Source organism: Paenibacillus xylanexedens, from assembly GCF_007680605.1.
Lineage (GTDB): Bacteria > Bacillota > Bacilli > Paenibacillales > Paenibacillaceae > Paenibacillus > Paenibacillus xylanexedens_B.
Genome location: NZ_VEIO01000116.1, coordinates 1 through 206, shown reverse-complemented (window position 1 = coordinate 206; position 206 = coordinate 1). Strand labels below are relative to the sequence as shown.

At 56.3% G+C, this 206-nt stretch carries 1 protein-coding gene; it reads right to left on the bottom strand.

The window, feature by feature from the left end:
* Window positions 1–206 (bottom strand): AMP-binding protein (locus FS818_RS28625; protein ID WP_145336803.1); only part of this gene is annotated, 206 nt, incomplete at both ends.

Below are 206 nucleotides of genomic sequence, written 5' to 3'. Positions count from 1 at the left end.
CCGCTGATCGCTAATAAGTTAGCCGATTCACCCCTGTACAGCGATGCGTCCGCCAGATTCAACACAGTGCCTGCATAAGCTGATGGCACTTCCATGTCTTTGCCGTATACAAGCAACACTCTTGCGCCACTGTCTTCCAGCATGTACGTCATCCGATCCGGCGGGTACGCCGGGTCGATCGGCATGTAGGCGCCGCCGGCTTTCAA